General features: G+C 61.1%; 16 protein-coding genes and 8 pseudogenes. 14 read left to right on the top strand and 10 right to left on the bottom strand.

The window, feature by feature from the left end; translation table 11 throughout:
* Positions 1-25: 25 nt before the first annotated feature.
* On the bottom strand, positions 26-259 hold the full coding sequence (locus tag ACVJ19_RS00265) for a DUF2188 domain-containing protein (RefSeq protein ID WP_018648284.1): 234 nt from the start codon (positions 257-259) through the stop codon (positions 26-28).
* A gap of 779 nt (positions 260-1,038) precedes the next feature.
* On the opposite strand from ACVJ19_RS00265, the gene ACVJ19_RS00270 reads away from it, so the two are divergent.
* Complete coding sequence (locus tag ACVJ19_RS00270) at positions 1,039-1,245, top strand: hypothetical protein (RefSeq protein WP_223153709.1); 207 nt, start codon at positions 1,039-1,041, stop codon at positions 1,243-1,245.
* A 20-nt stretch (positions 1,246-1,265) separates the two neighbouring features.
* Here ACVJ19_RS00270 and ACVJ19_RS00275 read toward each other — a convergent pair.
* The 4 genes and pseudogenes from ACVJ19_RS00275 to ACVJ19_RS00290 all read right to left on the bottom strand — a co-directional run.
* Positions 1,266-1,765: pseudogene (locus ACVJ19_RS00275) on the bottom strand (IS66 family transposase zinc-finger binding domain-containing protein); the annotation flags it as partial.
* A 113-nt stretch (positions 1,766-1,878) separates the two neighbouring features.
* Positions 1,879-2,566, bottom strand: a pseudogene (locus tag ACVJ19_RS00280) (IS3 family transposase); the annotation flags it as partial.
* Positions 2,567-3,400: pseudogene (locus ACVJ19_RS00285) on the bottom strand (transposase); the annotation flags it as partial. It lies immediately after the preceding pseudogene.
* Positions 3,401-3,483: 83 nt separating this feature from the next.
* Complete coding sequence (locus ACVJ19_RS00290) at positions 3,484-5,178, bottom strand: outer membrane beta-barrel protein (RefSeq protein WP_456739343.1); 1,695 nt, start codon at positions 5,176-5,178, stop codon at positions 3,484-3,486.
* Positions 5,179-5,633: 455 nt separating this feature from the next.
* Between ACVJ19_RS00290 and ACVJ19_RS00295 the strand changes: the two are divergent.
* From ACVJ19_RS00295 to ACVJ19_RS00310, 4 genes and pseudogenes are all read left to right on the top strand, one after another.
* Positions 5,634-6,416, top strand: a pseudogene (locus ACVJ19_RS00295) (IS5 family transposase).
* Between the two features lie 242 nt (positions 6,417-6,658).
* On the top strand, positions 6,659-7,078 hold the full coding sequence (locus ACVJ19_RS00300) for a helix-turn-helix domain-containing protein (protein ID WP_453947782.1): 420 nt from the start codon (positions 6,659-6,661) through the stop codon (positions 7,076-7,078).
* Positions 7,033-7,323, top strand: a pseudogene (locus ACVJ19_RS00305) (IS701 family transposase); the annotation flags it as partial. The gene ACVJ19_RS00300 and the pseudogene ACVJ19_RS00305, both read left to right, overlap by 46 nt.
* Before the next feature lie 391 nt (positions 7,324-7,714).
* Entirely contained in the window at positions 7,715-9,274 is a 1,560-nt protein-coding gene (locus ACVJ19_RS00310) for an ISL3 family transposase (RefSeq protein WP_453947783.1), read from the top strand.
* Here the strand turns inward: ACVJ19_RS00310 and ACVJ19_RS00315 are convergent.
* Positions 9,267-10,040: pseudogene (locus ACVJ19_RS00315) on the bottom strand (IS5 family transposase). The gene ACVJ19_RS00310 and the pseudogene ACVJ19_RS00315 overlap by 8 nt on opposite strands.
* Before the next feature lie 451 nt (positions 10,041-10,491).
* On the opposite strand from ACVJ19_RS00315, the gene ACVJ19_RS00320 reads away from it, so the two are divergent.
* From ACVJ19_RS00320 to ACVJ19_RS00350, 7 genes and pseudogenes are all read left to right on the top strand, one after another.
* Complete coding sequence (locus ACVJ19_RS00320) at positions 10,492-11,094, top strand: hypothetical protein (protein ID WP_453947784.1); 603 nt, start codon at positions 10,492-10,494, stop codon at positions 11,092-11,094.
* A gap of 936 nt (positions 11,095-12,030) precedes the next feature.
* Positions 12,031-12,515 (top strand): annotated as a pseudogene (locus ACVJ19_RS00325) (IS5/IS1182 family transposase); the annotation flags it as partial.
* A 167-nt stretch (positions 12,516-12,682) separates the two neighbouring features.
* Entirely contained in the window at positions 12,683-14,224 is a 1,542-nt protein-coding gene (gene istA / locus ACVJ19_RS00330; protein ID WP_060907903.1) for an IS21-like element ISFK1 family transposase, read from the top strand.
* Between the two features lie 18 nt (positions 14,225-14,242).
* Positions 14,243-15,004 (top strand): IS21-like element ISFK1 family helper ATPase IstB, encoded by a 762-nt coding sequence (istB, locus tag ACVJ19_RS00335; RefSeq protein WP_011090937.1) that lies wholly within the window; start codon positions 14,243-14,245, stop codon positions 15,002-15,004.
* Between the two features lie 100 nt (positions 15,005-15,104).
* Positions 15,105-15,295 (top strand): annotated as a pseudogene (locus tag ACVJ19_RS00340) (hypothetical protein); the annotation flags it as partial.
* A 47-nt stretch (positions 15,296-15,342) separates the two neighbouring features.
* A complete protein-coding gene (locus tag ACVJ19_RS00345) occupies positions 15,343-15,864 on the top strand; it encodes an IS110 family transposase (RefSeq protein ID WP_310473374.1) in 522 nt (173 codons plus the stop codon).
* Positions 15,854-16,372, top strand: a complete 519-nt coding sequence (locus tag ACVJ19_RS00350) for an IS110 family RNA-guided transposase (RefSeq protein WP_310473375.1) — start codon at positions 15,854-15,856, stop codon at positions 16,370-16,372. Before ACVJ19_RS00345 ends, ACVJ19_RS00350 begins: the two co-directional genes overlap by 11 nt.
* Before the next feature lie 1,114 nt (positions 16,373-17,486).
* On the opposite strand, the gene ACVJ19_RS00355 is transcribed toward ACVJ19_RS00350, so the two are convergent.
* Positions 17,487-17,666, bottom strand: a complete 180-nt coding sequence (locus ACVJ19_RS00355) for a hypothetical protein (RefSeq protein WP_259259017.1) — start codon at positions 17,664-17,666, stop codon at positions 17,487-17,489.
* Positions 17,667-17,882: 216 nt separating this feature from the next.
* Here ACVJ19_RS00355 and ACVJ19_RS00360 point away from each other — a divergent pair, with 216 nt between their 5' ends.
* On the top strand, positions 17,883-18,038 hold the full coding sequence (locus ACVJ19_RS00360; protein WP_259259019.1) for a hypothetical protein: 156 nt from the start codon (positions 17,883-17,885) through the stop codon (positions 18,036-18,038).
* 457 nt (positions 18,039-18,495) lie between these two features.
* On the opposite strand, the gene ACVJ19_RS00365 is transcribed toward ACVJ19_RS00360, so the two are convergent.
* Both ACVJ19_RS00365 and ACVJ19_RS00370 read right to left on the bottom strand, forming a co-directional pair.
* Positions 18,496-19,860 (bottom strand): M16 family metallopeptidase, encoded by a 1,365-nt coding sequence (locus tag ACVJ19_RS00365; RefSeq protein WP_453947785.1) that lies wholly within the window; start codon positions 19,858-19,860, stop codon positions 18,496-18,498.
* Entirely contained in the window at positions 19,857-21,200 is a 1,344-nt protein-coding gene (locus ACVJ19_RS00370; RefSeq protein WP_223153731.1) for a M16 family metallopeptidase, read from the bottom strand. The genes ACVJ19_RS00365 and ACVJ19_RS00370 overlap by 4 nt, the downstream gene beginning before the upstream one ends.
* A 666-nt stretch (positions 21,201-21,866) precedes the next feature.
* On the opposite strand from ACVJ19_RS00370, the gene ACVJ19_RS00375 reads away from it, so the two are divergent.
* Positions 21,867-22,100: a hypothetical protein gene (locus ACVJ19_RS00375; protein WP_131233131.1), complete on the top strand. Its 234-nt coding sequence runs from the start codon at positions 21,867-21,869 to the stop codon at positions 22,098-22,100.
* A 691-nt stretch (positions 22,101-22,791) separates the two neighbouring features.
* Here ACVJ19_RS00375 and ACVJ19_RS00380 read toward each other — a convergent pair.
* Positions 22,792-24,624 carry an ABC transporter ATP-binding protein gene (locus tag ACVJ19_RS00380; RefSeq protein WP_340672650.1) on the bottom strand — a complete coding sequence of 611 codons (1,833 nt, stop codon included), beginning with the start codon at positions 24,622-24,624 and terminating at the stop codon, positions 22,792-22,794.
* Between the last annotated feature and the right edge of the window lie 516 nt (positions 24,625-25,140).

Here is a 25,140-nt window from a genome sequence, read left to right on the forward strand (position 1 = left end):
CCCAGAAGGCCAGCGCCAGCCCGATTTAGCCGGACGGTGGGTATGGGTCCTGGCCATATGTCCACTCGTGTCTGAACCTGTGGTCATGGCCCTGAACTAGAACCTGAGCGTCGCGTCCTACCTTTCCCTCCTTGTGGGCAGCGTCGACCGCGACGCGGATCGCCTCTTCCTCAGTGGCGTAGGGGCCGGAGTACTCGCAATTGAGCGCAACCATCCACTGGCCTTTATGGCGCGTGACGAAGTACTGAACGCTTGCCATAAGCTTGCTCCGGCATCGCCCCTGGGATCGATAAACGGGGTCGTACTCTGCAAATCTGCCGCGGTCGCCTCAACTACCGGATTTGGTGGGCTCCAAGGAGCAGCGCCTTGTAGGCTGGCCTGTTTGCTGTACCCGCGGAGACCAACTGCCGCGCCTTAGTTTCCCTTATTCACGAGAACCGGAACGTAGCAGCTTCAATCGTCGTAGATGTGGCCCAGCTGCTAGCAAGTCTCTCTTTCTCGTTGGAGTCGAAGGCTGGATTGATGGTTGAGTGCTGCGACCGTTTGCGTTTGATCGACAAATGAACCCTCCAAATAGAATGTCGTCAGGGTCCAAACTCCCGGGAGACCAGCCGCACTCGATCGCATTTGTAAGAAAGCGCTCGTGCGGGTCCGACCTTGCCTCTTTTAGATCGTACGAGGCAATAAATTTGGCATCATGGTTGCTCCACTCCGCGGCGCACACGCGGACTTGGAGGCACGCGGACATGACTCGGCGCCGTCGGGAGTGAGAACCCGACGCTGTCCCTACCGCGCCCGCGCGGCCAGTGAAGTTGGCGGCGGTGACTCGGCGCTCACGCCTCCGGAAGCGCTTATCCCTACCACGCGCTGCAAACTTCGGTGGCCAGCCTTCGCCCTTGGATAAGCGAGACCGACCACCGCGGCCCCCCGAGAGGCTCAATTCCCAAGGGTGCTACCAAGCAGTATCGCTGAGAAGGACTGGAAGCACCTACCAGGATTGGTTGGTGCCGATCTAATGTGGCCTGGGGCAAATGCGCCATGGCGACTGAATTTGATACGATTTTTGATGTGATTGAGCGTCACCGCGAGCTTTCGGTGCAGCACGCCGCCGCGGTATCGGTATCCGCGAAACTTGTCGCAGGTCTCGAGTTTCATGCCGCCGACGCGATCAGCGAGGAAAGAAGGTTGGCTCTCGAGGACTATGCAGACGTGCTCACTCCAAGCCGACCACGCTTGCGGACGTGATCAGACTACCGGCTTGGCCGACGGTCGATGGCGATGCCGTGCGTCGCCAACATCTGCGCCTGGCGATAAAGCGGCAAATGCCAATGATACTTGGCATCGATCACATGCGCTGACCAGCCGCTCCGTGGGCAGTGTTCGGGCCCGGCATGCTGGAGGACGACGCCATGACAAGCGCGGCAGGCCAGTTTGGGCCGGCGAGTGACGATTACGCGATACTGCGCCGGTACGACGTCGAGCCTCTGGCTCTCATCGCTCCCAATTTCAAAAAGGACGCCTGCGCAGCACGGGCGGCAGGTTGCAGTGGGCATCAGGGTCTCGACGATGCGCGGCAAATACTCCGGCAGCTGACCGCGGTTGGCTCTGCGCTCGGCAGTTCGCTTCTCGCAGGTTCTTGGATTGGCGTGATCCTCGGCTGCTTCGAGAGCCGCGACGGCCTCTTCGATGCCCTCCAAAACAGGCTGTAGTTGATCAGCGTCCAGCTTTCCGACGATCGACCGAACTGCGCATCTTTCGCAAGCTTGCGCCACGCTTACGGCCTACTGGGTTAGCGCGATGTCGGATCGCGGCCAATCAAAAAGGCAACTGCAGCTAGTTCTTTTCACTTGAGCTGCTGCCGGTTTGATGGACACCCGGTTAAGCTAATCCCACCTTGCGCTCGAACGCAACCGGGCTGAGATAGCCGATGGTCGAGTGCCTGCGGGTCGTGTTGTAAAATCGTTCGATGTAGTCGAACACATCGGCGCGTGCCTCGTCTCTGGTTCGATAGATCTTGTTGGCCGTACGCTCGGTCTTGAGCGAGGAGAAGAGGCTCTCCATCGCCGCGTTGTCCCAGACGTTGCCGGAGCGGCTCATGCTGCAACGATGCCGTGGTCGGCCATCAGGCGCTGGAACTGCTCGCTGGTGTACTGGGACGCTCGGCGGCGAACTGCCGGTCAAGGAGGTTCGCCGGTACGGTCTCGAGCTGTCGATCGCCGTCATCCTTCGGCAAGCGCCGACGTCGCGGCCGCGCCCGCAAGCCTTGCAGGCGCATCAGCCGCTCAATCCGGTGCAGGCCGCAATCCGCCCCGTCGGCGAGCAGGTCACGCCACACCCGGCGTGCGCCATAGGTGCGGTCGCTGGCGACGAAGCTGGCCTTGACCTTGCCGCCGAGCTCCTGGTCGCTGCGGGATCTGGCGCTGGGAGAGCGGTTGAGCCAGGCATGGAAGCCCGACCGCGACACTCCCAGCGCATCGCATAGCCATGCCGCCGGCCAGATCGTCCGGTGCTTCGCGACGAAGGCGAACTTCATGTCGCTTCCTTCGCGAAGTAGGCTGCGGCCTTCCTAAGAAACAGCCGGATTGGCGTCCCCCGGAAGAGCCTGTAACACGAAGCCCAGTGATTTGGCTCGGCGCTGAAGGTTGGCGAGCACACGGCTGCGATATTGTCGCTCATATTGGTCTGCACCCGGATCTCTGTAGGGCATGCCGTGCCGCAGGGTGTTGTAGCATAAAACTGCGATCTTGCGGGCGGTCGCCGTCACCGCCTTTGATTTGCCTGCACGTGAGGATAGCCGGCGATAGAATGCGCCGAGCGCCGTATCGCTCCGTCCGACAGTAGTGGCCGCCAATCGCAACAGTGCGGCTGCCCGACTGGACGATCTTCGTGTGCGTGAAGACAGCACCTTGCCGCCGGAGATTTTGTTGCCCGGTGCAAGGCAGCGCCACGAGGTGAAGTGCTTGGCGCTCGGCCATGCCCTCAGATCCGTGCCGCACTCGCCGATGAGCTTCAGCGAGAGGGACGGACCTAACCCATGGATCTCAGTCAAATCGACGCCGAGCATTCCGTACAGCGCGGCCCTGACATCGAAGGTAGGTGTGTTGACCTGCTTGGTCTTAACGCGTGGCTTTGATAACTTTGCGCCCGCTTTTGCCCCTTTGTTGCTCAATACGGCGATCAAGGCTTCGAGCTTGCGGTCGCAGTCCAGCATCTTCGCCTGGTAAACGTCGTATAGTTCCAGCGATTGACGGAGGGCGAAGACATGTTCTTCCCGGTCGTTGCCCACCAGTGCCGCGCGGATTGTCTCGGTCGAAGAATGACAACGCACGTCCCGATAGGTTGCCAACACGTCGGGATTGCGCTCGCCTGCAACAACGGCTCGGATAATCCGCATGCCGGTCCAGGTGGCGCGGAGGTGGATGGTCACTACCAAAGCTTGAGGGGGCGTCGAAAGCCTGGCTCTTGGCTTTTGGTGCGATCTTTTCAATCGAGCTTATAGGAGGCCTGAAAGAACGTACCCCAGCGTTCCATGCTGTACTTCGCAAGCATGGTCGGCTCAACGCAGCCGCTGCTGCTGCACAATGAGTCGCTTCGGCTGTTGGTCCACATCGCCCAGTAGCGGCCACCGACGCCGACGCTGAAGTTCCTGGTGACGAAGTAGGACAAAACGCCTTCAACCTGGACGCCTCGGCCCCCATTGCTCCGTTGTTCATCAAACATGGTCGTCGGGCGCAAGAGATGATGGTCACGCCCCTTGAAATCGGTCCAGGGCAGGTAAGCGACGTCAGCGTTCAAACGCCAACGCTCGGTGAGCATGGTTTCGGCGCTTAGGCCGACACGAGCTGCATTCCACTGAGTATTCTGGCTGCCAACGACCTGGTCGTCGTCCGGCGCCAAGCATGGAGGTGGGGCAGCTATCTGTACACACCCCCTCGAATCGGAGCTCTGTTCGTAATACGTCCAGCCGATAAAGCCGCCGACATTGTAGTTGGCGGCGCGGAGGAAATCATAGCCTACGTCGGCCGTGTAGTAGGTGTACCTCCCGTTGGCCTGGCCTGATATCGTGTTGACATAGGAGAGGTTCGGGGGGAGGCCCCAATCTTCGTCGTTCATGTGTCCTTTGTCGAAGCGCCCAAGGCCAATGTTGCCCTTCAGGAACACCCCCCACGGGCTGTCGAGACGGCCAAATAGCTCCCCGGAAAGTCCGTCAAGTCCGTGATAGGTGAGCCTCGATATTAGCATGCTGGGGTCTTCAAGGCCGCCGGAGGCCACTGCGCTGCGGTCCCATTGGAATCGACCCCGGCTGAGCCAGAGTCGCGATCCGCCTTCGAACGACCAACCGGCCGTGTAAGCAATCGGCGCCGCGCCGGCGGGCGCTTTTGCGTAGAGCGGCGCATCGGGCCAACGCACCACCCACGGGTCGGCGCCAAAATGGTAGTTCAACCCGATCTTTCCGATGTGATAGCTGCTGGAGAGGCTGGTTATGTTCGCCGGAAGAATGGCGAACGGCGGATTCTGCACCGTCGGAGGCGTTGCGACACTCGGCCCGCCGAAATGGAGATAGTCATACTCGACGTTGACCGACCATGCAGACGTAAGTGCTTGCTCGACGCCTAGCCCGATGACGCCACCGAGGCGACCATAGTCGAAATGGGTTTTCTCCTGTGGCGCGCCGCCTTCAAAGTTGTTGACGACGTCGCCTCGATTGTTTTGCCAAGCCACTCCTCCCTTAAGATAGGCCAACGTGCGGCCCAGCGCGCCAAACGCGTAACCGACGCGCCCAGTCCCGGTGGCAAAGACGTTGGGACCTGCCTTGCAGTTTGCACTCACGACAAAGCCGGAGGCGGCGAGGGCAAGTATTCGTGCCGTCGGAGACAGCACCGCTGGCATCGAGTTCGACGCCGAACACCCAGCCATTCTTCTGCCAATTGTAGCCGATCTGGCCACCCGCGAGAAGCACTGGGGTATCGACGACATCGCCATAGATTGACGGACCGTAGGATTGCTGAAGGAGGTTCGGCCGTAGCCGCCGCCGAGGTGCCCGCCAATATAGCCTCCCGACCAGTTCCACACCGCGGGCGGCAGTTTCACTTCTGGCTCAAGGTCTGCCGCGTTCGCTGCACCGTTTGCGACGAGCGCAATTGTCGTGGCTCCTAAAAGAAGAACTCCGGATCGCATCCAACACTTCCCTGTATTGTCTCGGCCCACGACCGAGCGCCCTTAAGTTATCGCCGCAGCAAACCGTCGGGGCGGACCAGACGCTAACAGCGACGCGCGCCGAGTCCGCCCCCGAGGATCATCGCAAGCGATTGGTGGTGATGCCGCAAAGAGAGCAAGTCGCGTGCCGAAGTGAATTCGCAGGCTATGCAGGCACTTCGTCGCGGCGTGTGGCGCCAAGTTGCTCACATTGGTCTCGATACCGACAAGGGCCACGTTACCCGAGAGTGGCCCGCTCGCGCGCTGAATGTGTACGCGCGGTGGCGCGTGCAGACCCGGCCCGTGTGATGTCAACAGGAAGCCCTCTGCGCTTCCCCGACTACGGCGCTGTGTCGCCGTTGATTTTAATTTCACCGAGTCCTACTGATGGGACTAGGGTCTGTACCTAAATAGCGCCACGTGATTCTCTTGCCTACGTGTTGATTCGGGGGCGAGAGAATGCGCGCTGGTTTGTTTTGGCTGAACGACAGGCAATGGGCGCGTATCGAACCGCATCTGCCGAGGGGACTGACGGGGCCGGATCGGGACGACGACCGACGCACCGTCAGCGGCATCATTCACATGCTGCAATCGGGTGCACGATGGCGTGATTGTCCACGTGAATACGGCCCTTACACGACGATCTACAATCGCTTCAATCGCTGGGCCAAGCGAGGACGATGGTGCGCAATCTTCGAAGCGCTGGCCAAGCCTGGCGAAGACGGCGTCGTACTGTCGCTCGACTCGACCTCGATTAAAGCTCACCGGTGTGCCTCCGGCGGAAAAGGGGGGAGCACAATCAAGCAATCGGCCGCTCGCGCGGAGGCCGCACGACAAAAATCCATGCGCTGAGCGGTCCGCTCTGCCGGCCGGTCGTCCTGCATCTGACTCCAGGCCAGGATGCCGATATCGCTGCGGCTCCCGATGTCCTGGCGCTCGCGCCACCCATGAGCGTGCTCCTCGCCGACAAAGGGTATGATGGCGACAAGCTTCGCGGCGAAATCATTCGTCGTGGCGCCAAGCCCGTAATCCCCAATAAATCTAACCGTGTCGTCATCCATCGCTTCAACAAACGCGCCTACAAAGGACGAAATGTCATCGAACGCTGCTTTGGCAGGCTCAAGGACTTCCGGCGCATCGCCACGCGATATGACAAGCTCGCCCGTAATTTTTTGGCCGCTGTTCATCTCGCCGCTCTCGTCGCATATTGGCTCAATTGAGTCTGGACCCTAGACTAGTCCTCTGGAACGCAAGTTCGTCACATTAGTTGATAGCTCGAATCTCTACAGAGGAGAGTGCTCGTGGCGAATGCGGGTGTGCGAGGCCGGCCGATCGCGCCGCTGGTGCTTAGTCCGCAGGAGCGGGCGTACTTGGAGAGGCTCGTCGTCATCGCGTTGCCGAATCGCTATCTGAGCGCTGCCGCGCGATCCTGCGGTGTGCAGATAGTCTGCCAAGCAAGTCGGTGGCTGCCAAACTTGGCATCCATGAACACACCGTTGGCAAGTGGCGCCGCCGATTCTTGAAGGATTGCTGTGATGGCCTGCTTGACGAAGCCCGTCCTGGGCGCCCTCGAACCATCGACGACGATCAGGTTGCTGTGGTAATCGAGCGGACATTGCGTACGACGCCGCGCGACGGACGCACTGGTCGATCCGCTCGATGGCTGCGGAAACTGGCTTTTCTCACACCACGATCGGCCGAAAGTGGACGGCGTTCGGCCTGCAGCCGCAACGCAGCCAGACATTTAAACTGTCGAGCGATCCGCTATTCGTCGATAAGGTGCGCGATATTGTCTGGCTTTACCCGAACCGAGCCATTGTCCTCAGCGTCGATGAGACCATTAAGGCACGGTGGATTTGTGAGCAGGCGCATCAGCAGTTGAAGGAGGAGCTTGGACTTGATCACTTCGAAGGGCGATCATGGCAAGGTCTTCATCGCCACGCCCTGATGACAATGATTGCCTACGCCTTCCTGCAACATCATCGCCTCGCATACGCGGGGCAAAAAAAAGAGAATCAACGGGCCTCCGCCTCAACCAACCATGCCCGCCGTACGTTTCGCCATCGTCGATCTCATCCTTCGGCCGCCGTCTCAGCAGTGCCCATATTGCCGAAAGCAAATCCTTGAAAAACAGTGGCGCAAACGCATTCTGTTCGCGGTAGGGACACCCATCACTGGGCGCCCCCCGCGCAGATCCCGGCGAGCCCAATTAAGGCACCGGGCTCCTACCTCGGGTGTTTGACGGCGAAGCGCAGCTTCGGCCATGGATGAAGGATGCGAGCCTTGGGGAGCCAGTCATCGGTGATCTGCGTTATGCGATCCCAGGTCAGACAGGTCCGCTGACTGCGCCGCCGAAGCGTCCGCCTCCAGAGATCGGTCAGATAGAACCGAAACGCATTGAGCGCTCGGCCATTCGTCGGGACAGCAAAGTGTCAATCGGCCTGTAAATTTGGCTCTGACTCACTTTTGATGCAGTTTGGGGGATGCGTGGCGCTTTGATTGGAGGAGAATCAACGCCATGCAGCAAGCACTCCACCGCTCCAGTCTGGTGCCGCGTGGGTTTGTTGTAGAGAGTGCGTACTACGAAGGTGATAAGGCCGTGATTGAGATCCGGGCGTCCGGAAGCGTCGGTCTGTGTCCCTTGTGCGGAACAGTTTCTCGGCGTGTCCATAGCCGGTATCGGCGACGCGTGACTGACCTCCCGCTTTCGGGGCGGATCGTACAGCTCCTGGTGGTCGCCCGCCGCTTCCGCTGCGACGCCGTCCTGTGCGGGCGCCAAATCTTTACTGAGCGCTTCGACGAAGGGGTGCCGGCTCCATCAGCGCGACGCACGGCGAGGCTGGACTCCATTGTCCATCACCTCGGTCTGGCTCTTGGCGGACGACCGGCGGCAGGCTTCGCAAAACGGCTGATGCTGCCGGTGAGCAAGGATACGCTCCTTCGCGTGGTTCGACGCCGTAGCCGTCCGCCGGCTGACCCGCTCAGGATTATCGGCATTGATGATTGGGCCTGGCGGCGCAATCACCGATACGCCAGCATCATCTGCAACCTGGAAAGGCGCCGGGTGGTCACCCTGCTGCCGGACCGTGAGCCCTCGACCGCCCAAGCCTGGCTCGCCGCCCATCCCACGATCGCGATCGTCGCCCGCGACCGCGGCGGAGGATATGGCGAAGCCGCAGCAAAGGCCCTGCCGCACGCGGTACAGGTCGCAGATCGTTGGCATTTGATGGAGAACGCCAGCCGGGCCTACCTCGATGCCGTCCGAAAATCGATGCGCCAGATCCGCAGCGCAATCGGAGCAACTACGATCAATCCCGAGCTGCTAACAGCTGCGGAGCGTCTCCAATATGAGGGCTATCTCCGGCGCGAGGAGGCTAACGCGACCATCTTGAGCCTGTCGAAAGGTGGGACGCCGATCAAGCAGATAGTGCGCCAGACGGGCCACAGCAGGGGGCTGGTGCGACAGGTGATCCGCGGCGAACGCCATGATGTCTTCCGGACCCGGGAGAGCTCTCTCGATCAGCACCTGCCATGGCTCGACGACCAATGGGCAGCCGGTTGCCGAAACGGCGCTGAACTTTGGCGCCGCTTACGGGCGCGCGGTTTCCGAGGCTCCCTTCGTGTTGTCGGCGAGTGGACGACTCGTAGACGGCGGGCCGAAAAGACTGATGTCGAAACCCTTCATCGGATTCCATCGGCCAGAACGATCGCTCGTCTCATGACCGTCGGACGGGATACGCTATCGAAGGCAGAGACGGTGACCGTCGCTGCGGTAGAAGCTGGCGTGCCACCCCTGGTCGAGGCACGCGAGATCATCGCCGAATTCCACCTGATGATCCGACGCAAGACCGAGGCGGGCCTCGTCCCATGGATCGAGCGCGCTCGCGCCAGTCTTGTTGCATCGTTCGCCCGCGGCGTAACGAACGATGAAGCGGCGGTTCGGGCGGCGATCACCTCGCCCTGGTCCAACGGACAGACTGAGGGGCAGATCACGCGCCTCAAGCTCGTCAGACGCCAAATGTACGGCCGTGGCAAAATCGATCTGCTTCAAGCCAGACTAGGGTCCAGACTCAATTGAGCCAATATGCGACGAGATGAACAGCGGCCAAAAAATTACGGGCGAGCTTGTCATATCGCGTGGCGATGCGCCGGAAGTCCTTGAGCCTGCAAAAGCAGCGTTCGATGACATTTCGTCCTTTGTAGGCGCGTTTGTTGAAGCGATGGATGACGACACGGTTAGATTTATTGGGGATTACGGGCTTGGCGCCACGACGAATGATTTCGCCGCGAAGCTTGTCGCCATCATACCCTTTGTCGGCGAGGAGCACGCTCATGGGTGGCGCGAGCGCCAGGACATCGGGAGCCGCAGCGATATCGGCATCCTGGCCTGGAGTCAGATGCAGGACGACCGGCCGGCAGAGCGGATCGCTCAGCGCATGGATTTTTGTCGTGCGGCCTCCGCGCGAGCGGCCGATTGCTTGATTGTGCTCCCCCCTTTTCCGCCGGAGGCACACCGGTGAGCTTTAATCGAGGTCGAGTCGAGCGACAGTACGACGCCGTCTTCGCCAGGCTTGGCCAGCGCTTCGAAGATTGCGCACCATCGTCCTCGCTTGGCCCAGCGATTGAAGCGATTGTAGATCGTCGTGTAAGGGCCGTATTCACGTGGACAATCACGCCATCGTGCACCCGATTGCAGCATGTGAATGATGCCGCTGACGATGCGTCGGTCGTCGTCCCGATCCGGCCCCGTCAGTCCCCTCGGCAGATGCGGTTCGATACGCGCCCATTGCCTGTCGTTCAGCCAAAACAAACCAGCGCGCATTCTCTCGCCCCCGAATCAACACGTAGGCAAGAGAATCACGTGGCGCTATTTAGGTACAGACCCTAATCGACTACGCTTGTTGTAAAGCATCCAATAGCAAAATTCGCAACGTGCCATTGCGCGCACACAACGCGCTACGATACAGGGACGGACCAAGTAGGGTTGCAGAGCGGAGCTGAAACTTTTGACCTCGTTGGTGCAGGCATGATCTCTGGTGGCCGGGTGTCTTGCCGGATTGGCATCGATCCCTCCCCATTCTCGGACCGTGTCGCGCTCTTGGATGCAGAGCCGACGGCTCGAAGATCACTTATCGCTGATAGCCTTCTGTTGGACCTGTCCGCGGCCGTGAAGGATGGCCGCGCCAGCGCGCGGCTAGCGGACGAGCTTCGGGCGCGACGCGCTGAGCTTTTCGTTATGAACTCAGCGGAGGCTATCTCGCTGGTGTCCGAAATCGAGGAAGCCCTCGCCTCCCATTGCCCAGCAAGGGGCAAGAACTCGTCAAGCGCGCAGACCTGCTCATCGAGGAAGAATTCAAGGCGATGGCGGCCGAGGAGCGCAGGCGTGCGGTGCTCGAAGGTCTTGCGGGCCTGGGATACGAGGTATCGAAGGGAATGGCGACCGCCTGGGTCCAGAACGGCCAGATCGTCATTCGTAAGGCGGCCAATCCTGACATGCGCGAGGACCTCGACGAGGAACGCAAGTTCATGGCCAGTGGGCCAAACGGGAGACATCCAGCCCGTGATCAAGACCACCGTTGGCATGGTCTCAAGGGCAAGCCAGATATCCCAAGGCTCGATATGAGGCTGTTGGAAAGCTCCCCTGGCGTCACGGATTTCGCTCTGCAGATACTAACTCGTCCGGGCCGAATCCGGTTTTCGTCGATCACTTCCGCTCGACAGCTATCCGAGCAAGCAGGTCGGCTCCGCATGGCTGTCGATCTAGCTCGTTTACCCGAAGACCGCGAACGTATTAGGTCGGCTTGTCCGCTCTATTCTCGACTGCAGGCACCGGTCATCGACTTATCGAATGTTTCTGGCTCATCGAGCATAAGTCCGTCTTCGATCATGCGCTTGTAGTCTTGCTCCAGACCGTTCGCGATTGTTCCTCGGGGGCAAGCTTCAAAGATCCTTGGACGGCTGCATGATAGTCGATGACCGCCCCCTTGGGGATCCTTTTCATGTCGTACCAATGGCGGGCGAAGCGCTCGCCTTTCAGTTTGCCTTGGACGCAAAAGACGTGGATCGCCGTGGCCTTTTTTCCAAAAACTGCGCTCCGCCTTCATGGTTTTTGGCTTGGCGGTGGGAAACTCGAGGGTCTAAAGATATTCGGTTGCGTCGCAAACCACATCAAGCTCGCTCGGCTCCCCCGTCGATCGTGCTCCGAACTTGAGCATAACAGCGGAACTTACATAGCCACTGCCGGTCTCCAATGGATCGTACCTTACGAAAATGAAGACAAGATGTTCGCCCAAAGGCGAGGAAAAGAGTGCGTTCTGGCACCAGACGACCCAGACATCCTTTTCGAGAAGATGTGCCGGACGACCTGAGTTGGACGCGGCAACGCCGAGCGTCTCTTGGCGCTCGGCGTCAGCCAGATTTAGAAATCTATCTGACACGGAGGTCGCTTACCGGCTTGGCAAGCCAAGTCGGAAAGGAAGAAGCCGCGGACTTCAGCTCCTTCACTTCGGTCGGGGTCAATTTCTGACTGACGGACCTCAATGCTCGTTCTGCCGTCTGTGGGCCCGCCCAGGCAAGCGCACGCACTATCTCACCTGCACGCGGGTTCGCCATGGCAAGCTGCCAACGCGGTGCATGTTTGAGGGTCGTGTCCCAGCTGGTGGTGTAGCTGGAGCGAAGCCGCTCGCGACGCGCGCCCCCACATAGCGCCGTACCGAGCGAGCGGCTTTGCGGGTGGTCACCGATGATTGGTCGGTAAGGTTTGGGTTGCGACACCAGCCTGATTCGAGGATCAACCGATGACCGACAACATGATGAACCTGCGCGCGCTCGTGAGCGTTCGCCCTCCCACTGAGCCGAGCCACCCAGATCCGCTCGCAGCAGCAGCGCCAGCGTGGCTGCAAGCTGTATTCCTTCCATGCTCCGGAGGTCGAGTGCATCGGCAAGGGCAAGGCCAGCGCACCTTACGAATTCGGCGTGAAGGCCTCCATCGTCACCAACAGCCGCCGGGCTCCTGGTGGCCTGTTCGTGCTGCAAGCCAGGGCGATGCCCGATAACCCGTACGATGGTCACACCTTGCGGGATGTCCTCTTGACCGCACGGAGACGCTCACCGGCTGTTCGATCGAGCGGGCCCATGTCGACAAGGGATACTGCGGCCACGACGCACAAAATCCCCGTCGCGTCTTGATCTCCGGCCAGAAGCGCGACGTCTTCGGTGTCATCAAGCGCGAGCTGCGCCGCCCCTCCGCCATCGAGCCCATCATCGGACACCTGAAGAGCGAAGGTCACCTCGGACGCTGTTACCTCAATGGCTGCGCGTTTCGCGGGATCGTGAGCGCGGATTTCAGGGGATCGTGAGCAGAGATTTCAGACGATCGTGAGCAACGATTTCGCGGGATCGTGAGCAAGGCTTTCGGAGCCTTGCAGCGCTTCGGCCGACAACTCAACCGGCTTAGGGATGACCTCGTGGTTAACGAGGAAGTCCAATGCCTACCCAGAGATTGTCGATGCGCCGGATCAAGGAAGTCCTTCGGTTAAAACATTTTCAAGGCCTGCCAGAGCGGGCCATCGCGCGGAGCGTGGGCGTCAGCAACGGCGTTGTGCACAGCTACCTGAGCCGCGCCCGCTCTGCTGGGTTGAGCTGGCCGCTTCCGGAGGGAATGACCGATGAAGACCTGGAGCTTTTGCTTTTCCCGGCCCCACGACCAGCGTCTCAGAGCCCGCAGCGGCCGGTGCCCGACTGGAGCTACATCGATAAAGAGCTCCGCCGGCGCAACGTAACCCGTCGCCTGCTCTGGGAGGAGTATCGCGCCGTTAATCCCGACGGTTTCGGGTACACGTGGTTCTGCACTACCTACGAGGCCTGGAAGGGGCGGGTCCGACCTTCGATGCGGCAGATTCATCTGGGCGGCGAGAAGGTGTTCGTGGATTTCGCCGGCGACACCATCGACATCGTCGATCCCCTGACCGGGGAAGTGCAGCCGATGAAGCTGTTCGTCGCGGCGATGGGCGCTTCGAACTACACCTACGCCGAGGCCTGCCCCAGCGAGAGCTTGGCCGACTGGATCCGGGCCCACGTCAACTTGTTCACGTTTTTGAGCGGAACGCCGACGTTCGTGGTCTGCGACAACCTCAAAGCCGCCGTCAGCAACCCCGACCGCTACGATCCCGGCCTCAATCGCACTTATGCCGAGATGGCGAGCCATTACGGCACGGCCATTCTCGCCGCACGGCCGCGGCGCCCAAAAGACAAGGCGAAGGTCGAGGTCGCGGTGCAAATCGCCCAGCGCTGGATTCTGGCCCGGCTGCGCAATCAGCGCTTCTTTTCCCGGGCCGAGCTCAACGCCGCCATCAAGACACTCGTCGACGAACTCAATGCTCGTCAAATGCGTGGCTTCGGCTCAAGCCGCGCCGAACTGTTTGCCGAACTCGACAAACCCAAGCTAACCCCGCTGCCAGATCAGCCTTATGCCTTCGCACGCTGGAAGCGCTGCCGCCTCGCTCCCGATTATCATGTCGAGGTCGACGGCCATTGGTACTCCGCGCCGTATCGTCTGATTGGCGAGCTGGTCGATGCCCGTATCGACGATCGGACGGTCGAGATCTTCCACAAGGGCCAGCGGATCGCCAGCCATGCCCGCGCGCCCAACCGACGCGGACACACCACCATCGCCGACCACATGCCCAGCGCCCATCGCCGCTACGGCAAATGGACCCCCGCCGCGGTGATCGCCGCCGGCGAGCGGATCGGTCCTTCGACAGCAGCGTTTTTCCAGGCCGTGATCGACGCCCGGCCCCATCCAGAACAAGGCTTTCGAACCTGCCTTGGCATTCTGGCGCTCGTCAAAAGCTACGGCGCCGAACGCCTCGACGCAGCCTGCCGGAGGGGCATCCTCATCAAGGCGCGCTCCGTCGCCTCGATTAGATCGATCCTCCAGAACGGCCTCGATCGCACGTTCTTCGACGAATCTTTCGAGCACCAGCCCCTGCGCCACGGCAACATCCGCGGACGCGACTACTTCCACTGAAGCAAGGAGAGACCCGGCATGCTTAACCACCCAACCCACGAACGGCTGATCGAGCTTGGCCTGACCGGAATGGCCAAGGCCTTCGAGGAGCAGCGCCGATCGCCCGATCTCGAAGCCCTGCCGTTCGAAGATCGCATCGGCCTGTTGGTCGACCGCGAAGCCGCCGAACGCGACACCAGGCGGCTCACCACGCGCCTCAAGATCGCCGCACTGCGCCAGACTGCTTGCGTCGAGGACGTCGATCTGCGCACCCCGCGGGGCATCGACCGCGCCGTTTTCGCCAAACTCGTCGAAGGTCGCTGGATCGATCGCCACGAGAATTTGCTCGTCACCGGGGCAACCGGCCTGGGCAAAAGTTGGTTAGCCTGCGCGCTCGGCCACAAGGCCTGCCGCGACAACCGATCAGTCCTCTATCATCGCGTTCCAAGGCTGTTCGAGGCGCTCGCGCTCGCGCGCGGAGACGGACGTTACGCTCGGCTCCTCAAAAGCCTCGGCCGCGCTCAGCTTCTGATTTTGGATGATTGGGGACTATCGGTGCTCACCGCCGCGGAACGCCGCGATCTGCTCGAAATCCTCGAGGACCGCCATGGCCGCGCATCCACCATCGTCACAAGTCAGCTCCCCGTGGACACCTGGCATGGAGCCATTGGGGACCCCACGGTCGCCGACGCCATTCTCGATCGCCTCGTCCACAACGCCCACCGCCTCCAGCTCACCGGAGAAAGCATGCGAAAACGCAGCGCCAAAACCATCACCCTTGACGGCCAACCAGAACACTGACTCTATCTCCCATCGGCCGTAGCGGGCTGCTCACGATCGTCTGAATTCAGTGCTCACGATCGCGCGAAATCGATGCTCACGATCCGTGAAATCCGCAAATGGCCGCGCAGGAGATGCCGCCAACGTCATCCTCTCGGCCGTGGGCCACAAGTTCCGCCGCATGCTTGCCTGGCTCAGAGAACTCTTGTGCCTCTCCTGTTCCAGCTATGGTGCATGCTCGCCTGTCCAGCCCCGCTCAATTCGGCTTCTCAACATGGCGTAATCGCGGCTGACGGCTTCTCGAAGACATGAGGTTCGGTAGGATCTTCCTCAGCGGGTTATCAAAAGGGAGCAGCTCTATGAAGAAGCAGTACGTTGGTTTGGACATCTCTATGGAAGAAACCAGCATTTGCGTTTTGGACCAGACCGGCAGCGTGACATTCGAAGGTTGCGTGCCCACCAATCCGGAGGCTATCGCTAAACTCTTGCGGCGGCATGCCGGCAGTGCTGAGCGGATCGTTTTTGAAACGGGCTCGCTATCCAATTGGCTTTGGCATCAACTCAGGGCCCTGGGCTTTCCGGTGATTTGCCTTGATGCGCGTCATGCCAACGCAGCGTTATCGATGCGCATCAACAAGTCGGACCCAAACGATGCCAAAGGGCTAGCCGAAATGGCGCGCATGGGATGGTACCGGGAAGCTGTCGTGAAGGGGGCGGAGAGCTGGAAAACGCGTTCGATGCTGGCGGCTCGAACCAAGCTGGTGAATCTGCGGCGAGATATCGACAACCAAATGCGCGGTCTGTGTAAGGGGTTGGGAATAGTGCTCGGCAAAGGCCGGTTCGACCAACCTGGCTCGCAAAGTCGACGCCGTGCTCGTTGAAGCACCGGACTTACAAGATATTTTCGCGCCGCTGCTCCTTGCCCAGTCCTGCTTGACCGAGCAAATTGAAAAATTTGATCGACAGCTCCTGGCAGTGGCAAAAGGCGACCAAACTGTTCGGCGAATGATGACCGTTCCCGGTATCGGTCCCCTGACTGCCCTGTCCTTCGTCGTTACCGTCGATGACCCCACTCGCTTTAGACATTCCGCCGACGTTGGCGCCTATCTCGGCCTAACACCAAGACGTTATCAATCCGGTGAGATCGATCGCACTGGCCGCATCTCCAAGCGCGGCAACCACCAGGTTCGAACTTATTTGTTCGAAGCCGCGAACGTCCTGCTGACCGTTGTCAGGCGAGGTTCTGCGCTCAAGCGCTGGGGCAGCAAGCTGGCCAAACGCATCGGCGCAAAGAAGGCTAAGGTTGCGGTCGCTCGCAAAATGGCTGTCATCCTCCATGCCATCTGGACCGATGGCACCGAGTTCCAGGCAGAGGCGCGCACTGCATGAACCAGTCTTAAACGAACACAGATCCGCCTCGGCGGAACAAGCGTCCCTGCCGGGACGAAGGTGTTGGCAATCTCGAAGTCGTCCCTGCGGGCGTTACGCACCGCGCTCTTCAAATCGAGATGCCGCACCTCTTGAACGCCATCATGCGGCGCTCCTGATAGAGACGACCGCGGAAAGAACCATGAACCCGGCAGTGGATCATTTTTGTCTATTGGGTTGACACCGTGCCCGCGATTAAAGAACGGACGACTACTTTATTGAAGCTTTGCGACCTCACGCCGGTCGAGCTCGCCGATCTGCAGCCTGCTTATCCAGCCACTGGGGACATGTGATCTCGGCTCGTCTGCGTTCGTGCCGGCGCCATCAGCACACACAGCAGTGCCAGATGTCGGATATGTCTCGGCCACTGCCCGACTGACGTTCGAGACTGTTCTTGACCTGCCCGTCGTAGGCTGCCAAGTCGTCGGTCCAGCACTCCTGCGGAAGGAGATCGCGGCCGGACGAAGTCCGCTGGACTCTGCTGCACGCCTTAATTCCCAAGAGCAGGTCGCAGTCGAAGGCAAATCTGGAGGACCGTGCTGCCCTTTCTCTCTCGCGCGATTCGATGTCGGCCCCTCCAAGAAGATACCAAGTCGGATAGAGCTTTCGATTCGACGGCGTCCGCACAATGCGGTAATTTTCTCGAAGATTTTTCCGCGATCATCGATCCTACCCACACATTTACCCACCCAGACGATTGGGGTTGCAGGGCGAACACGTCCCGGCCGCTCTTTTCTGTGGCGGCTACGGCATGAAGCCCCAGCCTATGCCGCGGCAGACGGTTTGGTGATGCTTCTCTTGTGCGCGACTTCTTGGATTGCTCGCTGGGCTGGATGCCTCGCCAGCTTCAAAGGGTGCCAGTTCGTTCCCATGGAGACGCGTCCGCTTACATCATGGGGGCCCCGCACGCGCGGAGCTCTGCGGGGACCGGCTGTATCGCCTAGATATCCAACGGCCGGGTTACCAAGAGCATCGCGAACAAAAGGACACCAGCGAGTTTCGGAAACGGTCCGTCATGACGCGCAGCCCCTGACAGCTCAGCCGCTCACCGTGGCACGGGCTGCTCTCGGCGGTCCTAGCGCTTGAATCCTGGCAAGCCTCCCGGGTCCTCGGGTTGCTGTTCCCCGGGCCGCCGATCGTAGCGTTCGCGCATCGCCTCGGCGACCGCGATATCGAGTGCGGCTTCGCTATCGGGCGGCGTCTGCCCGGGATAGAGATCGCAGAACTGTTCCTGTTTGCGCTTTAGGCCGGTCATTATACGCGAACTAGTATGCCGGACGGCAAATGGCCACTCGGAAGGGCAGCGAGAAGGCCTTTTAGCGCGGCCGGTGGCCCACGATAATCGGGGATTACCGGGGGCCGGCCCGACGCCCTGATCGTCGGGGCTTCAGAATGGCAACTTCCACAGCAAATAGAGAAGCCCAGCAATGGCTCCCCAGAAAGTATGCCGCGGACAATGAAAGCCAGCGCCATGTTAATCGCCGTCTCGCTCAAGCCGCTGCGCCGCGCCGGACGGACAGCAGAACGTTGCGTGGGCCGACATGTGCTGGCGATCCAGGACACGACTGCGCTGCGCTCGGAACGCGGCAGGGGTGAGTATCTGCATACCGTATTGGCTCTGGATTAAGGCTTCGACATCGAAGCCGTGCAAATCGAGGATAAAGCGCCCCGTAACCGACTGATAATGCGACGTTGATCGCGGCTTTGTGTATCCAGCAGCCGGTGCACGCCGTGATGGTGGTCCGGGACCTCTGCGGCCTCCGAGCGATGCGTTCGAAACTGAGGACATTCGGCTGCTCGAAGCCTGCTGTGCTCAGCTCGAAGGCAAGACGGGGCGGCAAAAGAACCCTCATCCGAACGGGTCGCTCGCTCATGCAGCCTGGGTCTGCGCGCGTCTCGGTGGATGGACCGGCTATTACGGCAAGCCGGGTCCGATCCATGCTTCAGGGATGGATCGAGTTCGAAGCCATGCGCGGCACCAACCTCATGATGCATCACTGAAAGACCGAAGCGATGTGTGAATCGAGTAGCCCAGAGCGCAACGTGCCGTGTGTTAGCGAGGAGCGCATCGCTACTACGGCAGTTCAGTTCGATTTCGGCGTCGCTCCCGCCGGTTGCGCGGCGGCCTGCGGGGTGCGGCCGACCACGACGGTCAGCAGGCCCTGGCCCCAGAGGCGCTTGGCGGCGGCCTTGGCGTCGTCCAGCGTTACCGCGTCGACGATGGCGTTGCGCTTCTCGATATAGTCGATCGGCAACTTGTCCTGCTGGTATTGCTGCATCGCCTGGGCGAGCTTGGAGGAGGTGTCGAGCGCCAGCATCTGCGAGCCCTTGAGGTAGGACTTGGCCTCGTCGAGCTCCTTCTGCGTCGGGCCCTCCTCGGCGATGCGGCGCACCTCCTTCTCGATGGCATCGATGGTGTCGCCGGCACGGTCGGCGCGGGTGCCGGTGTTGCCGATGAAGACCGCCGAATGCTCCATCCAGAGCAGCGATTCGAACACCGAATAGGCGAGGCCACGCTTCTCGCGCACCTCGCGATAGAGCCGCGACGACAGTCCGCCGCCGCCGAGGATGTGGTTGACGACATCGGCCGCCATGAAGTTGGGATCGCTGCGCTTCACGCCGGGGCCACCGAAGGTGATGACGGTCTGCGGCACGTCCAGTGGAACGAAGGCGCGCTGTGGCGGCTTGGCCGCCTCGATGTCGGGAACCGGCGTGAGTTTGGCTTTTGCGGGCAGGCTGCCAAAAGTGTGGTCGAGCAGCTTGCCGAGGGTCTCGGGATCGACGTCGCCGACCACCGCGATCTTCAGCCCATCCTTGGCGAGCACGCGGCCGACATAATCCTTCATGTCGGCGACCGTGAGGGTCGGCACGCTGTCCAGCGTGCCATTGGTCTGCCGGCCATAGGGATGGTCGCCGAACGCGACCTCCAGGAATTTGCGGCTCGCCAGCGACGACGGATTGGTGGTCTCGCGGCGCAGGCCCGAGATCACCTGTGAGCGGATGCGCTCGACGTCGGCGGTGTCGAAATGCGGCGAGGTCAGCGCGCTCCTGAGCAGGTCGAAGGCCTCGTCCTTGTTGTCGCGCAGCATCCGCAGGCTGCCGCGGAACGTATCGCGGGTGGCGCTGAAGGAGAGCTCGATGGCGCGGCGGTCGAGCCGCTCATGGAAGGTCTTGGAGTCGAGATCGCCGGAGCCCTCGTCGAGGAGGTCGCCGACCAGATTGGCGACGCCGGATTTGTCCTTGGGATCCTGCGCCGAGCCGCCGGCAAAGGAATATTCCATGGCGATCAGCGGCACGGTCGCATCCTGTACGAACCAGGCTTCGATGCCGCCCGGCGAAGTCAGGTGCTGGATCTTTGCGGCCGCCTGTGACGGCGAGACCGTAGCCAGCGCGAGTGCGGCGCCGGTGGCAAGCGAGAATGCAACGCGTCGAAGGAAGGGATAGGTCACGAACGCTTCTCCTCGCGCTTGGCGGCACTGGTGTCCTTGATCAGATAACCCGTCACCGAGCGCTTCTTCTCGAGCCATTTCTGCGCGACGGTGCGAACCTGCTCGGCGGTGACCGCGCGAATGCGGTCGGGCCAGCTCCTGATGTCCTCGATCGACAGGCCTGTGGTCAGGGCGCCGCCATACCAGCTCGCCAGCACGGCCTGATCGTCCTGGGCGTAGATCGCTTCCGCAATGAGCTGGGTCTTCACCCGCTCCAGGTCCTCGGCGCGGATCGGGTTCTGCGCGATGTCTGCGATGACGCCGTCGATCACCTGCTCGACCTCGGCAAAGCTGACGCCGGGCTTCGGCGAGGCCGAGATTGCGAACTGGGTCGGGTCGAGCGAGATGCTCGAATAGCTGGCGCTGGCGGAGACCGCGAGCGGCTTGTCGACCACGAGGGCGCGGTAGAGATAGGAATTGCTGCCGCTGCCCATCAGCTGCGCCAGCACGTCGAGGGCTGCGCTCTCGCCGGCTGCGGCCGTCGTTGCGGAAGGTGCCAGATAGTAGCGGCGCAGGCTCGGCTGCTCCACGAGCGGGTCGGCCAGCGTGACGGTGCGCGGGGCGGCGGGCTCGGGCTCCTGCGGGCGCACGCGGCGCGCCGGTATCGCGGGCTGGGCCGGAATGGCGCCGAAATTGCGCTCGACCAGCGGACGGATGTCGGCGGCTTCCACGTCGCCGGCGATCACCAGGATCGCGTTGTTCGGCGCGTAGAAGCGGCGGTAGAAGGCCAGCGCGTCCTCGCGATCGAGCTTCTCGATCTCTTGCCGCCAACCGATGATCGGCCGTCCATAGGGGTGATTGAGATAGAGCGCTCTCTCGATCTGTTCGTTCAACCGCGCTCCGGGGCTGTTGGCGACCCGCATGTTGTACTCTTCGAGCACGACGTCGCGTTCCGGTAGCACGTTCTCGTCTTTCAGAACCAGGCCAGTCATCCGATCGGCCTCGAGGCTCATCATGGTCGGCAGTTGTTCGCGCGGGACGCGCTGAAAGTAGGAGGTGAAATCAGCTGAGGTGAAGGCGTTCTCGTTGCCGCCGACGCGAAGCACGGTCTGGGAGAATTCGCCGAGCGGGTGCTTCTCCGTGCCCTTAAACATCAGGTGTTCGAGAAAATGGGCGAGCCCGGATTTGCCCGGCTCCTCATCTGCGGAGCCCACTTTGTACCAGATCATCTGCGTCACCACCGGTGTCCGATGGTCAGGGATTACGACCACCTGCAGGCCGTTGCCAAGCGTAAAGCTGGTGAGGGGCATGGACTTCGCAAGAGTCTCGGCTGAGGCGCCATCTATTAAGAAGGCGCGCATCAGCACCAGTGCTAGAACGCAAACGACCGTTCGAGGTGAGGACGTCGGCAGCATTGACAGCAGTCGCTGTCGAATTTTCGAAAGGAAAGACCGATCGTGCGGCCGATTGGACGCGGCATCATTATCAATATCGTTCGTCAGCTGCGGGATCGGGACGGCTTTTTGCAAGCTACATTGCATTTCGGTCTGGATGAGGAATGAGGTCATCATCGAAGTCATCTACAGGATGCTCCATGCTTTTGGCTATCAATCGACAGATCGCGCTTGCTCCAGGGGAATACCATCGGCCGGCGTGTCGGTGGCTACCCAAAAGCATCAGTCGTACCAAAGAAGAAACTGTTTAAATTACAGCGTGGTCACCCGAAGCACTCTGTCCGTATCTTTACACATCGTCGTACATCAGACACGGTGTGGCTATCTAGGGACCCCTCTTTTGCGGACCCGCTTGGCGTTACTGGTGCCGACCACCATGTGTAGCAGGAGACTCTGGAATGGCATGATCGAGTGCATGGGTCGCCGCGATCAGCGCCAGTCCGAGAGCTTGTGCAAGGTCCCCGTGCAGTGCCACAAGCGCGCGAGTTTTATGCGCTAGACTAAACATGCGATGGCAATTCCTCGTGACGTCGAGGGGACAGTTTTCCACCGCGCGCGACATCAAGCATTCACGTGTCGAAAATCGTCGCGATGTTTCTTTTTCTGTTAAAAGCGGCGGCATTTGTGAATGCGGTCGGTCAGGTGCCCATGCTCTCGCGTAATTCTGGATTTAATCCCGCTGAGACAATCGATTGGCGCCGGCGCTTCGAGATTCTTGGTGTGCGATCGTTCTTAGTCCGCCTGCCGAAGAGGATGCAGCTGTCCCCACCAGATGTTCGACATGGATTTGAAAACTCACTCGAATGAGCAAAGCGCGTAAGGCTTTCCTCCGGCCGCGGCGGTTCTCTGCCATAGGCAAAACCCGCCGACATTCGACTTCTAGCGCCCCCCTTACCTGTTCTGACCACGTTGGGGGAAGTCGTTAGGGTCCTCTGCGCCTCGGCAGAAATCAGATGCGAACTTGACTGAAGAACTCCTAGTGCCAGTGAGGCATGCTCATGCGCGACCAGCTCGGGCAGGCGAGCATGTCTGATGTGCAGGCTTGCCTCGACGGCGGTGCGGTCAAGATCGAGCCGCAGCGGCATAATGTTGATGAACAGGCCCATCGTGCGGCGGCACCGGCGCCGCCATGCATGCGGCCGAACAGCACCGTGCGAACACCACCTGCTCACGGCCGCTGCTGCGCGCCACCACCTCCCCCACACCAGGTGGCAGAGGCTAGCCAGGGTCACATCAAGCCGCCGCGCCCGGCCGCGCACCCCGCGCATCCTGCGGCAGCGTCCGCCGTCCCTCCGTGATCCCGCTGCCGTCGCCGTCGGACCTCGCTTAAGCCGAACGGCCGGCCCGGCTCAACCATATCTGCGAGCCACGTCCGGAAGAACTCCTCATGCGCCTTTGCATCAACGCTCACGCGCGCCTCTGTCACCACATTGCAAAAGGGATGTGGGATTATCAGGCTATGCTCATGTCCCTCCAGCACGGCCAAATAGCACTAGGCCTACGGAGATGCGGCCAGCGGTGTTTTAGGCTCCCTTTCCGCCGGGAGCGGACCGAACTCGATGGCCTGCCGCTCGAACAAACTGCGATAGATGCCACCGGGTTGCACGATGAGTGCCGGATGCGTGCCCTGCTCGACGATCTCGCCGCGATCGAACACCAGGATGCGGTCGAGGCCGCGCACCGTCGACAGGCGGTGCGCGATTACGATCGAGGTGCGGTCCTTCATCAGCCGTTCCATCGCCTCTTGGATCAGCGCTTCCGATTCCGAATCCAGGCTCGACGTCGCCTCGTCCAGGATCAACACTGGCGCATCGGCAAGGAACGCGCGCGCCAGCGCAACGCGCTGCCGCTCGCCGCCCGACAGATTTACGCCGCGCTCACCCACCAGTGTGCCGTAGCCCTTCGGCGATCGTATGATGAAGTCATGCGCATTGGCGAGCCTCGCCGCCTGTTTGATCGCCGCTATGCTGGCGCCGGGTCGGCCATAGGCGATGTTTTCAGCCAGCGAGCGGTGAAACAGGATCGGCTCCTGCTCCACGGTCGCGATCTGGCTGCGCAACGATCGTTGCGTGGCCAGCGCGATGTCCTGCCCGTCGATCAGGATCCGGCCGCCGGAGACGTCGTAGAGCCGCTGAAGCAGCTTGACGAACGTGGTCTTGCCGGAGCCGGAGCGGCCGACCAGACCGATCCGCTCGCCGGCGCGGATGTTGATCGACAATCCGTCGTAGAGCGGCACGCGATCGCTGTCATAACGGAAGGTGACGTCCTCGAACGTGATCATCCCACCGTGAATGTCGATCGGCTTGGCGTCGGGGGCATCGACAATTCCGATCGGCTCGCCATAGATGGCAACCAGTTCCTCCATGTCGTTGACCGAGCGCTGCAGATTGTTGATGTGCATCCCTACTTCACGCAAATAGGCGTGGATGACGTAATAGCTTGTCAACACATAGGTAACGTCGCCCGGAGAGGCGCGCCCCGCTATCCACAGCAGGATGGCGCCGCCGATCACCGAAGCACGAAAGCACAAGAGCATCACGAACTGCACCGTACTCGTGCCGTTGGACCGCAGCCAGGTGCGCTGCACCCTCGCCCGCCAGCGTCTGACGACACCGTCAAGCCGCGCATCCTCACGCGCCTCAGCACCGAAAGATTTCGCCACAGTATTGCAAGTGAGCGCGTCCGCTAGCGTGCCGCTGACTTTGCTGTCCCAGGCGTTGGAGACCCGCGCCGCCGGCGCGATGTAGCCGATCGTCAATGCCGTCGTGATGGCAACATAGATCACTGCGCCGAGGCCGATCACGGCGCCGAGCTCGGGCCAATGCAGGCCGAGCAGGATTGTCGAGCCCACGAGCACCGCGAGCGACGGCAACAACGCCATCAGGATCGTATGGTTAAGCAGGTCAAGCGCCCACATGCCGCGGGTGACCTTGCGCACGGTCGAGCCGGCGAACGAGTTAGCGTGCCAGTCGGTTGAGAAGCGCTGCACGCGCATGAAGGCCCCACGGGCCACATCCGACATGGTCTTCAGCGTGAACGGCACGATCGCCTGCAAGCCCGTAAACCGCAACATAATCGAGAGCAGACCAAGGGCGAGGATACCAGCGAACGCAATCAGTGCCGCATGTCGCGCCGCTTGGTCGGAGGGGCCCGACGTCAATGCATCCACCAGACGGCCGGAATAGACCGGCATGAACAGGTCGGCGACCGTCGCCCCTAAGAAGCCAACGAGGATGATCGCGGCACGGACTGGCTGCTTCAGCCAGTGCTCCAACGCAAACGGGAGAACCAAGCCGATTGCGGCGGGTCGTTTGTCATCTTGACTGGTCATGGCGCTAGGGGTTTGTGGCGCACGCGGTGTAAAAAACGGTCGATCCAGACCCGATGTGCCCAATGCTTGGCGCGCCGTACGAGGGATGCGATAAATGCCCGGAGTCTGGGGGTTGCGGCCGAAATCTTCTACCCATTTCACCCACTCGTCGCGTAAGCGCTTAGCCGAAGCGCCTCACGCTTTGCGAGCTCCTCGTAGCTGAGAGCATCGATTTGAGACAACAGCCAGGCTTGCGCGATCCGAGCTTGTGTGAGCCAGGTAGGCGGGATCGGCGTCACTCATCTTTGCCCGCCTGCAGAAGCATGGAGGTGTCCAGCTAGTCCGGCCTCGGCCATGGCTGTACGCAAAGGTGCATTTCGATGAAGGAAGTGTTCAGCATATGGCCGCCAGAGACTTTGCGTTATCGGATCGCGGCGCGACTTCACCTGGAAGATCACCTCGGCGTCGATCCGGGTGGGAGGTCATAGCAATCCGAACTTCCAACGTGCCACAAACGATCCACCGCCGTGCTCGCTG

The sequence above is a fragment of the Bradyrhizobium sp. USDA 376 genome, assembly GCF_054063675.1.

What these genes read in the sequence shown, in the direction of transcription:
- ACVJ19_RS00290 (WP_456739343.1), bottom strand. Translation starts at nt 5,178, where the DNA reads ATGCGATCCGGAGTTCTTCTTTTAGGAGCCACGACAATTGCGCTCGTC.
- istB (WP_011090937.1), top strand. Translation starts at nt 14,243, where the DNA reads ATGCTTAACCACCCAACCCACGAACGGCTGATCGAGCTTGGCCTGACC.
- ACVJ19_RS00265 (WP_018648284.1), bottom strand. Translation starts at nt 259, where the DNA reads ATGGCAAGCGTTCAGTACTTCGTCACGCGCCATAAAGGCCAGTGGATG.
- ACVJ19_RS00345 (WP_310473374.1), top strand. Translation starts at nt 15,343, where the DNA reads ATGAAGAAGCAGTACGTTGGTTTGGACATCTCTATGGAAGAAACCAGC.
- ACVJ19_RS00270 (WP_223153709.1), top strand. Translation starts at nt 1,039, where the DNA reads ATGGCGACTGAATTTGATACGATTTTTGATGTGATTGAGCGTCACCGC.
- ACVJ19_RS00310 (WP_453947783.1), top strand. Translation starts at nt 7,715, where the DNA reads ATGCAGCAAGCACTCCACCGCTCCAGTCTGGTGCCGCGTGGGTTTGTT.
- istA (WP_060907903.1), top strand. Translation starts at nt 12,683, where the DNA reads ATGCCTACCCAGAGATTGTCGATGCGCCGGATCAAGGAAGTCCTTCGG.
- ACVJ19_RS00370 (WP_223153731.1), bottom strand. Translation starts at nt 21,200, where the DNA reads ATGCGCGCCTTCTTAATAGATGGCGCCTCAGCCGAGACTCTTGCGAAG.
- ACVJ19_RS00360 (WP_259259019.1), top strand. Translation starts at nt 17,883, where the DNA reads ATGTTAATCGCCGTCTCGCTCAAGCCGCTGCGCCGCGCCGGACGGACA.
- ACVJ19_RS00355 (WP_259259017.1), bottom strand. Translation starts at nt 17,666, where the DNA reads ATGACCGGCCTAAAGCGCAAACAGGAACAGTTCTGCGATCTCTATCCC.
- ACVJ19_RS00380 (WP_340672650.1), bottom strand. Translation starts at nt 24,624, where the DNA reads ATGACCAGTCAAGATGACAAACGACCCGCCGCAATCGGCTTGGTTCTC.